Below are 11408 nucleotides of genomic sequence, written 5' to 3'. Positions count from 1 at the left end.
ACCAAATGAAAAAGAAGAAAAACTTGTCGAACGTTGCGGAAAAGATTTTTGAAAAATCTTCGTAAATGAAGGAAGGAGTAAATTTTTCCACATAGAATATATATTTAGTTAATATGGTTTGAATAGACAAGGAGAGATTCATATGGCCCAAAGCCTTTCTCCCCGTGAAGGACAAAATGCGACGTCGGACGTGCGGCTGCTTGAAGAGGAAAACCGGCGCCTAAAGGAGCGGTTGAACAGCTATTCGATCATTTTCGAGCGGTCGCTCGACGCAATTGTCATTTTAAATAAAAACGGCGAATTTGTCGATGTGAACGAAGCAGCGTGCAAGCTGTTTGAAATGGATAAGTTTTCCTTGATCGGCCGTTCCTTCTCTTCATTTTTAGAGCTCGTGCCGCCGGATATTTTGCTGTTTCAGCAGTCGATGCTGCAAAAGTTCGGTTCGTTCAGCGATGAACTGCTCATCAAACTGCCGGACGGCAAGGTGAAGCATGTTGAATTTTCGATGAAAAAGGATGTGTTTAACAAATTTGATTTGGTGATGATGCGCGACGTTTCGGCCCATAAGGCGCTCGAACGCGAGCGAATCATCCACGAATTTTTGTTTAAAGACGTCTTTAACCGCGCGGTCGACGGGATCGTCATTTTTGATGAGTTCGGGCGGTTTATCGATGTGAATCCAGCGTTTTCGATGAGTCTGAACTTGGAAAAAGGAAAGCTGCTGAATTTGTCGTTTCAGCAGTTTGTCGCCCGCGAATGCGCCGATGAGTTCGCCCGTCTGTTGTCGGAAGTAAAGGAAAAAGGGACGGCCAAAGGCGAGCTATCGCTTGTCCGCCTCGACGGAACGGTGAAAATGTTCGAGCTGACGGCGACGTCGAACGTGTACAGCGGCTTTTATATGGCCATTATGCGCGATGTGACCGAACGGAAAAACATGGAGATTAAATTGCAAAAAAGCGAAGAACGATTCCGGGCCATTTTTGAGCAGGCGCATGAAGCGATTCTCATTTGGGACGACTTTGGCTACATATTGAACGCCAACCCAGCGGCGAGCCGGACGTTTGAGCTGCCGTTGAACTTGCTTGTGCGCCGCAATTTGCTTGATTTTGTGCAATATGGGGACGAAAAGGTGAAACGCATTTTCAGCGAGTTCCGCCGCAAAGGGGAAATTCGCGATGAATTGACGTTCCATATGCCGAACGGTGAGGATAAGCAGCTCGAGTTTACGATGAAAAAAGGGGCGATCGACGGCTATCATTTGACGATTTTCCGCAATGTGAGCGAGCGAAGGAAAATCGAACGTGAGCTGCGCGAAAGCGAGCAAAAGTTTCGCAGCATTTTCGACCATGCGATGGACGGCATTTTGCTGTGGGATGAGAAGCATCGCATCATCGACGCGAATCCGATCGCCTGCGACTTTTTCGCTGCCGCAAAAGAAACGCTGCTCGGTCAAACGGTGATGGAGCTTGTTCCAGAGCGGGCGCGCCGCCAGCTGAATAAGCTCCTCCAGCAATGCCAGCGCGCCGGCGAGGCGAACGGTGAAGTTGAGTTTTCTGATGAGGGAAAGGGGAAAATCGTTGAGTTTTCCTTGAAAAAAGAAGTCATTCCTGGCGTAGGGATGATGAGGTTTCGCGACGTTACGGAGCGCAAAGAAATGGAGTTGCAGCTGCGCAAATCGGATACGCTCAATGTCGTCGGCGAGCTGGCTGCGGGCATCGCCCATGAAATTCGCAACCCGATGACGGCATTAAAAGGCTTTATCCAGCTGCTGCAAGGAAGCATTGACGGCGACTATTCGATGTATTTTAATGTCATTATGTCGGAGTTGAAGCGGATTGAGTCGATCATCACCGAGTTTCTTGTCCTGGCCAAACCGCAGGCCGTGCAATACAAGCAAAATGATATTTGCAAAATTATGCAAGATACGATCGATTTGATCAGCGCCCAGGCGATGATGCATAACGTGCAAATCATTGCCGATTTCGACCGCGGGCTGCCGCCGGTGTATTGTGAGCCGAATCAGCTGAAGCAAGTGTTCATTAACATTTTGAAAAACGCCATCGAAGTGATGCCAAAAGGCGGGGACATTACGGTGCGCATCGCCCGTGACGGCTGCCATGTGCGCATCTCGATCACCGACCAGGGGTGCGGCATTCCGAAGGATAAAATTAAAAAGCTCGGCGAGCCGTTTTATACGACAAAAGAGCGCGGCACCGGGCTCGGCTTGATGGTCAGCTATAAAATTATCGAAGAACATCAAGGGAAAATTGACGTGGAAAGCGAGGTCGGCGTCGGCACGACGTTTCATATTACGCTGCCGATCGAACGAACGGAAAGAGAGGACAACGATGACGATTGATTATGCAGTATACCGTTCAGAGCTGCTCGGCGATATTTACATCGCTTCTGACGGCGATGCGATTGTGAAAGTCGAACTGTTTTCGAAAGAATGGCGCGCGTTTGCGAGCGGGCATCCGGTTGTAGAAAAACGGTCGCCGCTTTTGGAACGCGCGCTTGCGCAGTTGGATGAATATTTTCATGGCCGCCGCCAAGCGTTCGCTTTGCCGCTTCGGTGGCAAGGCACGGCTTTTCAACAAGACGTGTGGAAGGCGCTGTGCCGCATTCCGTACGGCGAAACGGCGACCTACGCCGATATTGCCGCGCAAATCGGCCGTCCGAAAGCGGTGCGCGCCGTCGGACAGGCGAACCGGGCGAATAAACTGGCCATTGTCGTTCCGTGCCATCGCGTGATCGGCAAAAACGGCGCCTTGACCGGCTATGCCGGAAGCCGCACCGATGTGAAGGAGAAACTGTTGGCGCTCGAGCGGCGCCACAAATAGACGGAATGGTGGAAAAAAACGCCGCCCCCGGGGCTCGAGTCCACAGGGGCGGGATCGGGCGTTATTTTTTTTGCCAATGTGACAGGGCGAGGGCGCCGACTAAAATGGCGCCTTTTATAATGTCCTGGGCGTAGTACGGGACGTTTGCCATCGTCAAGCCGTTTAACAACACACCTATCAAAATCGAGCCGAACAACGTGCCGATGACGTTCGGCTTGCCGGCGCCAAAGACGGAAAAACCGATGTAGGCGGCGGCGACGCCGTCCATCAAAAATGAGGCCCCAGCTGATACTTGCCCGGTGCCAATGCGCGAAGCGAGGACGATGCCGCCTAGGGCGGCGAAAAAGCCGCTGATGATGTACGCATACGTCCGGTAACGGTTCACCGGAATCCCCGACAGCCTTGCCGCTTCCCGGTTTTCCCCCGTCAAATAAAAGAGGCGTCCCGGTTTGGTGTATGTCAAAAACAAGTGGGCAGCAATGACGACGAACAGCATCAGCAAAACGGAAAACGGTACGCCGAACAGCTCTCCTTGGCCGATAAATAAAAAGGAAGGAATGAATTTGCCCGGCGCCGTGCCGCCGTCTGGCAGCGGCATATCGTTGTAAATCGAAAATCCTTTCGTATAGGTGAGTTGTACGCCGTTGATGGCATACATCGTCGCTAAGGTGGCGAGCAAATCAGGCAATTTGAATTTGACGATCAAGAGCGAATTGAGCAGTCCGACGGCGACGCCGAGCAACAGCGGCACGAGCAAGGTGACGAAAATTTCTTGACGGTGCAAGACAAGCGCCGCCGCACTGGCGATCGTCGCAAGGCTTACCGTTGAGCCGACCGATAAATCGAAGCCGTCAACGATCAGCGAAAACGTAATGCCGATCGCCACGAGCGTCACGATCGAAATCGAGCGCAAAATGTCGCTGAAGTTTTCATACGTGAAAAACCGGTCTTGTGTGATGCCAAAATAGGCGATCACGGCCAGAATGGCGAGCAATGTCCCATGTTTATACAAAAACTCAAGAATAGACGGCGCCGTTTTTTTCGACGGCGTCGCGGAAACGGCCGGCTGATTCATCGATTTCACCTCCACTGCAATAATAAACAAGCTGCTCGTACGTGAGTTCAGCGGCCGGCAGGCGGGCGAGCAGCCGACCGTCGACCATAATATAGATGGTGTCGCAAACCTCGAGCAGCTCATGACATTCGCTTGAAAAGTACAGCACGGTTTTCCCTTCATCAGCGAGGGTGCGGATGATGGAAAAGACGTCTTGTTTCGCGTGAACATCGATTCCTTTCGTCGGTTCATCGAACAAAAAGACGTGTGCGTTCGTGTTCAGCCATTTGCCGATCACGACTTTTTGCTGGTTGCCGCCGCTTAAGTGGCGGACAGCCGTGGCGCTTGACGGCGGATGGATGGCGAGCGAGCGAACGAGGGTATCGGCGGCCTCCGCTTCTTGTGCCCGCTTGATCCATTGCCAGCGCGCCAGGCGGGAAAGAAGGCGCACGGTGATGTTCGTCCGCACCGATTCGGGCAAAAACAGCCCTTGCTTGCGCCGTTCTTCGGGAATAAGGGAAAGTCCGGCTTCGATGGCTTCATAAGGTGACGAGAACACATAGCGCCGGCCATCGATTTCCCATTCGCCCGCCGTCTTTCGATGGGCGATGAGGCTTTCAGCAAGCTCCGTCTTGCCGGCGCCGACCAAGCCGGCGATGCCGACAATTTCCCCGCGATGGGCGTATAGGTCGATGGTCGTGCCGGTTTTGTCAATCGTGATTCCGCGGGCGGCAAAGGCGATGTCGCTTCCGTACGTGCGCGCCTGTTTGGCAGAGGTTCTTCGCTTCGTCCCGGTCATATGAAGGATGATGTCTTCAAGCGACAGGCTGCCGGCCGCGCCGTGATAGACGACGCGGCCGTCGCGCAAAATCGTCAGCCGGTCAGCGATTTCTTGCACTTCTTTCAGCTTATGAGAAATATAAATAAAGCCGACGCCTTGCTGTTTCAGCTCATGAATGATGGCAAACAGCCGCTTCGTTTCTGCCTCGCTCAGCGCGGCGGTCGGTTCGTCCAAAATGATGTAGCGCGCGTTTGACGACAACACTTTTGCCAGCACGATGAGCTGTTTTTCATGGAGCGAACAGTCGCGCACGAGCTTCGTCGGCGGGATGGAAAGGCCGACGCGGCGAAGCAGAGCGGCGGCCCGCTCTTTTTCTTGGCGCAGCGAGCGGATCGGCCGGTTTTTCACATCAGCGAGCTCGTCAGCCGCCAGGTTTTCGTAAACGGGCAGGCCGGGAAACAGCGCTGTGTCCACTTCTTGCACGACAAGGCCAATGCCGGCCTGCTTGGCCTCACGCGGCGATGAAAACGCGCATGGAGTGCCGTCGATCGTGATCGTGCCGGCGTCGGGCGGAACGGCGCCGGCCAACATGTTCATCAGCGTGCTTTTGCCGGCGCCGTTCATGCCTAAAAGGGCGTGGACTTCGCCCGGACGGACGTCGAAGTCCACGCCGTCAAGCACGCGCACGGCGCCAAACGATTTTTCCATGCCCCGCATTGACAACCCGTTCATTTTTTGTTCACCTGAGCTTCCAGCGTTTTCATCCACGGCGAGATGGCGACGTTCGATTGCCCCCAGCCCGGGATGTATTGCGAGAGATCGCTCATCGATACTTGTTTGTCCGGCAGGTCAGACCGTTTCACTAAATGCGGCTCGAGCGAGTAAATGTTCGGCGTTTTTTCACCAGCAATTTTTTGATAGGCGAAGCGAACTTGAACGCGGCCGACTTCCGCCGGATCCGTCGCCGTCGTCGCCACCCACGGACTGTTCGGTTTTTGGATCATTTGCAAGTCTTCGTCGCTTAAATCGATGCCGTACACTTTAATTTCCGTGCGCCCGGCTTGTTCGATGGCGCGCGTCGCCCCTTTGGCGAACTCGTCCCATGTGGCGAAGACGGCATCGATGTCGCCTTTATTCGGATATTTTTTCAAAATGGCCTCCATTTGCGTTTGCGTGTCCAGCGCGGTGTTGGCGCTCGCTGTGCCGAACTTGGCGACTTCTTTTATGTTCGGGTAGCGCTTTTTAAATGCGTCGTAAATGACATGACGTCGCTCCATCGGTGTGAAGCCGCCGACCCAAATCGTGACGATTTCACCTTCGCCGTTTAAGTCTTCCGCAAGTGTCTTTAACGTTTTCCAAGCGAGGCTATAGTCGTCTTGGTCGATGACGGTGACGCCGGGAATGTTCAAATCGTTGTCAAACGCCACAACCGGAATGCCTTTGGCGACGGCTTTTTTCACCGGCCCTTCGAGCGCATCGGCGCGGCCGTGGTCAAGCAAAATGGCATCGACGTTTTGCGTAATGGCCGTTTCAACATATGATGCCATCTTCGTCAAATCGTTGTCGGCGTTATACACTTGCACTTCGCCGCCGAACTTTTGCACTTGTTCTTTCACGCCGGCGATGTATTGCGAGGAGAATGTGCCGATCGACATTTGCATGATGGCGGCGATTTTCACCGGTTTTTTCAGTTGTTCCGGAATGGCCGCCTGCCCGCTGCTTGCGGCGGTGGAGCTGTTTGCCGATGAGGCGGCGCCTTGCTGGCCCGTTTGTTTCGTTTCGTTGGCCGGCTTGGCGCTCATGGCATCTTGCTCATTTGTGCAGCCGGCTAAGATGGAGAACACGGCAAAGAAAAGAAGAAAAAGGAACGATAAGGCCTTAAATTGTTTCATGGTGCTCCTCCTTTGTGAATAACGATGGCAGCGCCGTTTCGTAATGGCCGCGGACGATGCCTTTTTCAGTAATGATGGCGGTAATGAGCTCGTTTGGCGTAACATCAAACGCCGGATTGTACACGTTGACGCCTTCCGGGGCGATGCGCACGCCGGCGAGATGCGTCACTTCATCCGGGTGGCGCTCTTCAATCGGGATATCCGCCCCTGTTTTTGTCTTGATGTCGATCGTTGACAGCGGGGCAGCAACGTAAAACGGAATGCCGAACGATTGGGCGAGCAAAGCGAGGCCAAACGTGCCGATTTTGTTCGCTGTATCGCCGTTTCGCGCGATCCGGTCGGCGCCGACGATGATGGCGTTAATGTGTTTCGCCTTGATCGTTTGCGCCGCCATGTTGTCGGTAATGAGCGTCACATCGACGCCCGCCTGCATGAGCTCCCATGTGGTCAGGCGCGCTCCCTGCAACACCGGCCGCGTTTCTAGGGCGTAGACGGACAGCTCGATTCCTTTTTCTTTTGCCAAATAAAACGGGGCGAGCGCCGTTCCGTAGCGGGCGGTGGCGATCGAACCGGCGTTGCAAATCGTCATCACCCGGTCGCCCGGACGGAAAAGGGACAAGGCGTATTCGCCGATGCGGTGGCACACATCCTCATCTTCGATTTGGATGCGGATCGCTTCGTGAATGAGCATTGTTTTCGCTTCGTTGACGGAAGCGGCGCTTTTCGCGGCGGCGACGAGCCGGTCGAGCGCCCAAAACAAGTTGACGGCCGTCGGGCGGGCGCTCGCTAAGTAGTCGCGGTCTTGTTGCAAGCGGCGCTGAAATTCGTCCACTGATTCGGTTTCATAGCGCGAGGCGGCGAGCGCCAAGCCGTAGGCAGCCGTGATGCCGATCGCCGGCGCCCCGCGCACTTTCAACGTCGCGATCGCCTCATGGACGTCTTCGAGCGTATGCAAGTCCATGTATTCGGTGATCGATGGCAGTTTTTGTTGGTTTAAAATCGTGACATGCGTCTCATGCCATTCGACAGAGCGCGGGATGACAAATGAGTTCATCGTCGTCTTCCTTTCTCGGTTGGTCGATTGGCCCGGGCTGGCGTTGGACGGCCGGCCCGGGCAGAGGGTGTCATCGTTCCGTTTCGACGAACAGGCGGCGGAAGCCGTCCGTTCCCGCCAGTTCGGCACGCTCAACGATCAGGCGGCGGCCGAGACGGAGTGCGTGCCGTTTCGCGGCGAGCCGTTCGACTTTTTGGTCAATGCCGTCGAGATCCGCCACATGGGCGAGGCCGATCGTCCGGCGGATGACCTCGCAGCCGGCAAAACCGACGGCGTCAACGAACGCCTGCCGCAGCACCTCATCAAGCAGTCCGGGCGTCGCGGCGTACGTTTCGACGCTTTCGGTGCGCCAAAGCTCCGAGAATACAGACGTAAAAACGTCCCACGTCTGGTCGATATGATCAAAGAGCGGACGGCGCTCCGATTCAGGGCGGGACAACGCATTTAACAGCAAGTTGGCGAAAAATTGGCCAAGGTCAAACCCGATCGGGCCGTAAAAGGCGAATTCCGGGTCGATCACTTTTGTTTCGTCGTCGCTGGCGAAAATGCTGCCAGTGTGTAAGTCTCCGTGCAGCAGTACATCCGCTTCAGTTAAAAACTTGCGCTTCAGCTTCGCTGCTTCGAGGCGGAGGCGGTCATCTTCCCAAAGCGCTTCAACGTCTGGGCGCAATTCGTCTTCAAAGTTGTTCGTGTCATGGTCGAAAAACGGATCGGTAAAGACGAGATCTTCCGTAATTTTGCATAGCTCTGGATTGACAAAGCTTTGCGCCAACTTCTTTTTCTCTTGTTGATTCATGCCGAAATCAGACGTGTAAAACGCTGTTTTGGCGATGAATTCGCCAATATGCCGGGACAAAAGCGGATACGTTTTCCCTTCGATCAGCCCTTTGCGGGCGATTTGCAAGTGGGACAAATCTTCCATCACCGTGATGGCGAGCGATTCGTCAGAGTAGTAGACGTTTGGCACATATTGCGGCACATAGCTGGCAAACGTGCGCAGCGCGTTGCTTTCAATGACCGCGCGTTTTAATGTGAGCGGCCAGCTTTCACCGACGACTTTCGCGTACGGCAGCGCTTGTTTGATGATGATGCCTTGCTTTGTCTCTTGGTCGACGATATGAAACACTAAGTTTAAGTTGCCATCGCCGATCTCGCGGCACAGAAGCGGCGCCCCGTCGCGGAACAAGCCGAGGCGGACGGCAAGGGCGGTCGCTTTTTGTTCGGTGAGCGGTTCGTAAACAGCTGATTGGACAATCGTCATTTTCACGTTCCCCCTTTAGGTTTTGGCAAATGAAAAAGCCTCTTTCGCATACGGAAAGAGGCTTGAAGATGCATCGTCTTCGCGCCTCTTATCTTTCAGAAAGACATCGGTCTTTCTGTTGGACTTAGCACCGTGCCCTGCGGAAGCGGGTCGCTTCCGGCGCCGCCCTTGGCGTGCGCCCTATCTCACGATAGCATTACGGTCGGTTGCTGGGCTTCATTGGGCCAATTCCCTCAGCCAACTCTTGATAAGAGTACCGATCTGGCTATTGAGTTTTTGCAATTTTCACGATGTTAACAATCGTTTGGTTGCTTGATTCGAATGATACAGGTTGGGCAGGCGGATTGTCAATACGTTTTAAAAATTTTTTTTGCCGCCTCGTCGTAATCGCGCGGCCGGCGGTCGGCAAACACCGGGATGCGCGCACGGACCTCTTTAACGAGCGCCGGGTCGATGTCCGCTAGAAGAACGCCCGGCTTTTCATCGGCCTCGGCGATGATTTCGCCCCACGGGTCGATGACGAGCGAATGGCCGGCGAACACGTTGTTCGGGTCTCGTCCGGCCCGGTTGCAAGCGACGACATAGCATTGGTTTTCAATCGCCCGCGCCATCAGGAGCGTCCGCCAATGGTGAAGGCGGGGAAGCGGCCATTCGGCGACGACAAACAGCACTTCCGCTCCGGCCAACGCATGGGCGCGAATCCACTCCGGAAATCGGATGTCATAGCAAATGACCCCAGCGCACGGCAGCCCGCTAAGTGAAAATAAGCCTGGCTCGTTTCCCGGCTGCAAATACAAATGCTCATCCATCAGTTGGAACAGATGAAGTTTGCTATATTCACTGACGATTTGGCCGCTTCGGTCGGCGACAATCATCGTGTTCGTCACACCGGCAGCGGTTTTTTTGGCGACTGAGCCGGCGACGAAATGGACGCCATATGTTTGCGCCAGGCGGGAGGCGAACGCTTTCGCCCGCACGGCATCGTCATCGGCAATTTCGTCCAAGCGCGTCAAGTCATAGCCGGTCGTCCATAGTTCCGGAAGCACGACGATGTTGGCTCCTTCGTTGGCGACGGATTGCACGGCTGTTTCGGCTTGCTGTTCGTTCGTTTGCGGATCGCCAAACGCGATATCGAGTTGGAGGCAAGCGATGCGGATGGTCATTGTTTTTCACCCCAATGAAAAAAATTTGCTTTACATTTTGCTTTTTACGATATATGATTTTGCACTAGAATTTCAAGAATTTTTGAGAAGGAAGAATTTTTGAGAAGGTGTGGGCGATGACGATCGAATTTCCATTTTCCGAACTGCTTGAACAGCTGCCGAAGCAGTTTTTTGCTTCGCTTGTCGCCAAAGTGGGAGAGAAAATCAAGGCCGGGCATGATGTCATTAATTTAGGGCAAGGCAATCCGGACCAGCCGACGCCGAAGCATATCGTTGAGGCGATGCAACGGGCGGCGGCCAATCCGAAGTACCATAAATATTCGCCGTTTCAAGGCTACTCCTTTTTGAAAGAAGCCGTTGCCGCCTTTTATGCGTGCGAATACGGAGTTGAGGTTGACCCGACCCGCGAAGTCGCCATTTTGTTTGGCGGCAAGGCCGGGCTTGTCGAGCTGCCGCTTTGCCTCGTCAACCCGGGCGATGCGGTGCTCGTCCCGGATCCAGGCTATCCGGATTACTGGTCGGGAATCGCGCTCGCCCGCGCGCGGATGGAAATGATGCCGCTTGTCGCCGAGCAGCAATTTTTGCCCGATTACAGCGCCATTCCGGCGGCGGTCGCCGACCAGGCGAAACTGATGTTTTTAAACTATCCGAACAACCCGACCGGTGCGACGGCGACGAACGAGTTTTTCGCCGAGACGGTGGCGTTCGCCGCCAAGCACGGCATTGCCGTCGTGCACGACTTTGCCTATGGGGCGATCGGTTTTGACGGCAAAAAGCCGGTCAGCTTCCTCGAAGTTGACGGGGCGAAAGACGTCGGGGTTGAAATTTACACGTTTTCGAAAACGTACAATATGGCCGGCTGGCGCGTCGCGTTTGCCGTCGGCAACGAGCGGATCATTCGGGCGCTTGAGCTGCTGCAAGACCATTTGTACGTCAGCCTGTTCGGCGCCGTCCAGGAAGCGGCGGCCGCAGCGCTTCTCGGCCCGCAAGATTGCGTCAACGAGCTTGTCGCCCTGTATGAAGCGCGCCGCAATACGTTCATTTCTGCCTTGCGCGGCATCGGCTGGGAAGCACCGGCGCCGTCCGGGTCGTTTTTCGCCTGGCTCCCCGTACCGAAAGGATGGTCGTCGGCTGAGTTTGCCGATGTGCTCCTTGAGCGGGCGCATGTTGCCGTCGCTCCGGGCATCGGTTTTGGCGAGCACGGCGAAGGGTATGTGCGCGTCGGCCTGTTGACCGATGAGGCGAGGCTCTGTGAAGCAGCCGAACGGATCGGACGCCTCGGACTGTTTTGAAAAAAATGATTGACAACGGCGGCAAAGGCTGTCATAATTCAAAGTAAATTTGCCATACTCGCCAAAATTGT

The 11408-nt window shown here is 54.6% G+C and carries 9 protein-coding genes and 1 riboswitch; of the genes, 3 read left to right on the top strand and 6 right to left on the bottom strand.

Annotated features, from left to right (window positions below; translation table 11 throughout):
* Positions 1-142 precede the first annotated feature (142 nt).
* Together B9L21_RS11610 and B9L21_RS11605 are read left to right on the top strand one after the other, a co-directional pair.
* Positions 143-2359 carry a PAS domain-containing sensor histidine kinase gene (locus tag B9L21_RS11610; protein ID WP_063166511.1) on the top strand — a complete coding sequence of 739 codons (2217 nt, stop codon included), beginning with the start codon at positions 143-145 and terminating at the stop codon, positions 2357-2359.
* A complete protein-coding gene (locus B9L21_RS11605) occupies positions 2349-2840 on the top strand; it encodes a methylated-DNA--[protein]-cysteine S-methyltransferase (protein ID WP_063166510.1) in 492 nt (163 codons plus the stop codon). The genes B9L21_RS11610 and B9L21_RS11605 overlap by 11 nt, the downstream gene beginning before the upstream one ends.
* Before the next feature lie 61 nt (positions 2841-2901).
* Here B9L21_RS11605 and B9L21_RS11600 read toward each other — a convergent pair whose 3' ends face one another.
* The 6 genes from B9L21_RS11600 to B9L21_RS11575 all read right to left on the bottom strand — a co-directional run bounded on the left by B9L21_RS11600 (position 2902) and on the right by B9L21_RS11575 (position 10045).
* Positions 2902-3915, bottom strand: a complete 1014-nt coding sequence (locus B9L21_RS11600) for an ABC transporter permease (protein WP_020959080.1) — start codon at positions 3913-3915, stop codon at positions 2902-2904.
* Complete coding sequence (locus tag B9L21_RS11595; protein WP_063166509.1) at positions 3857-5407, bottom strand: sugar ABC transporter ATP-binding protein; 1551 nt, start codon at positions 5405-5407, stop codon at positions 3857-3859. The genes B9L21_RS11600 and B9L21_RS11595 overlap by 59 nt, the downstream gene beginning before the upstream one ends.
* On the bottom strand, positions 5404-6567 hold the full coding sequence (locus B9L21_RS11590; RefSeq protein ID WP_063166508.1) for a sugar ABC transporter substrate-binding protein: 1164 nt from the start codon (positions 6565-6567) through the stop codon (positions 5404-5406). The genes B9L21_RS11595 and B9L21_RS11590 overlap by 4 nt, the downstream gene beginning before the upstream one ends.
* Positions 6554-7621 carry an S-methyl-5-thioribose-1-phosphate isomerase gene (gene mtnA / locus B9L21_RS11585; RefSeq protein ID WP_020959083.1) on the bottom strand — a complete coding sequence of 356 codons (1068 nt, stop codon included), beginning with the start codon at positions 7619-7621 and terminating at the stop codon, positions 6554-6556. Before mtnA ends, B9L21_RS11590 begins: the two co-directional genes overlap by 14 nt.
* A gap of 70 nt (positions 7622-7691) precedes the next feature.
* Complete coding sequence (gene mtnK, locus B9L21_RS11580; protein ID WP_063166507.1) at positions 7692-8882, bottom strand: S-methyl-5-thioribose kinase; 1191 nt, start codon at positions 8880-8882, stop codon at positions 7692-7694.
* Between the two features lie 85 nt (positions 8883-8967).
* A riboswitch (SAM riboswitch) is annotated at positions 8968-9136 on the bottom strand.
* Between the two features lie 93 nt (positions 9137-9229).
* On the bottom strand, positions 9230-10045 hold the full coding sequence (locus B9L21_RS11575) for a carbon-nitrogen family hydrolase (protein WP_063166506.1): 816 nt from the start codon (positions 10043-10045) through the stop codon (positions 9230-9232).
* Between the two features lie 116 nt (positions 10046-10161).
* Between B9L21_RS11575 and B9L21_RS11570 the strand changes: the two genes are divergently transcribed.
* The gene (locus B9L21_RS11570; RefSeq protein ID WP_063166505.1) at positions 10162-11337 is read left to right on the top strand and encodes a pyridoxal phosphate-dependent aminotransferase; all 1176 of its coding nucleotides are present in this window, start codon (positions 10162-10164) and stop codon (positions 11335-11337) included.
* Positions 11338-11408: the final 71 nt, after the last annotated feature.

The sequence above is a fragment of the Geobacillus uzenensis genome (assembly GCF_002217665.1).
GTDB classification, from domain to species: domain Bacteria; phylum Bacillota; class Bacilli; order Bacillales; family Anoxybacillaceae; genus Geobacillus; species Geobacillus subterraneus.
This window is presented reverse-complemented; position numbering and strand designations above follow the sequence as displayed.

Coding starts and splice junctions, on each gene's coding strand:
- B9L21_RS11570 (WP_063166505.1), top strand. CDS start 10,162: ATGACGATCGAATTTCCATTTTCCGAACTGCTTGAACAGCTGCCGAAG.
- B9L21_RS11605 (WP_063166510.1), top strand. CDS start 2,349: ATGACGATTGATTATGCAGTATACCGTTCAGAGCTGCTCGGCGATATT.
- B9L21_RS11575 (WP_063166506.1), bottom strand. CDS start 10,045: ATGACCATCCGCATCGCTTGCCTCCAACTCGATATCGCGTTTGGCGAT.
- mtnK (WP_063166507.1), bottom strand. CDS start 8,882: ATGACGATTGTCCAATCAGCTGTTTACGAACCGCTCACCGAACAAAAA.
- B9L21_RS11610 (WP_063166511.1), top strand. CDS start 143: ATGGCCCAAAGCCTTTCTCCCCGTGAAGGACAAAATGCGACGTCGGAC.
- mtnA (WP_020959083.1), bottom strand. CDS start 7,621: ATGAACTCATTTGTCATCCCGCGCTCTGTCGAATGGCATGAGACGCAT.
- B9L21_RS11590 (WP_063166508.1), bottom strand. CDS start 6,567: ATGAAACAATTTAAGGCCTTATCGTTCCTTTTTCTTCTTTTCTTTGCC.
- B9L21_RS11595 (WP_063166509.1), bottom strand. CDS start 5,407: ATGAACGGGTTGTCAATGCGGGGCATGGAAAAATCGTTTGGCGCCGTG.
- B9L21_RS11600 (WP_020959080.1), bottom strand. CDS start 3,915: ATGAATCAGCCGGCCGTTTCCGCGACGCCGTCGAAAAAAACGGCGCCG.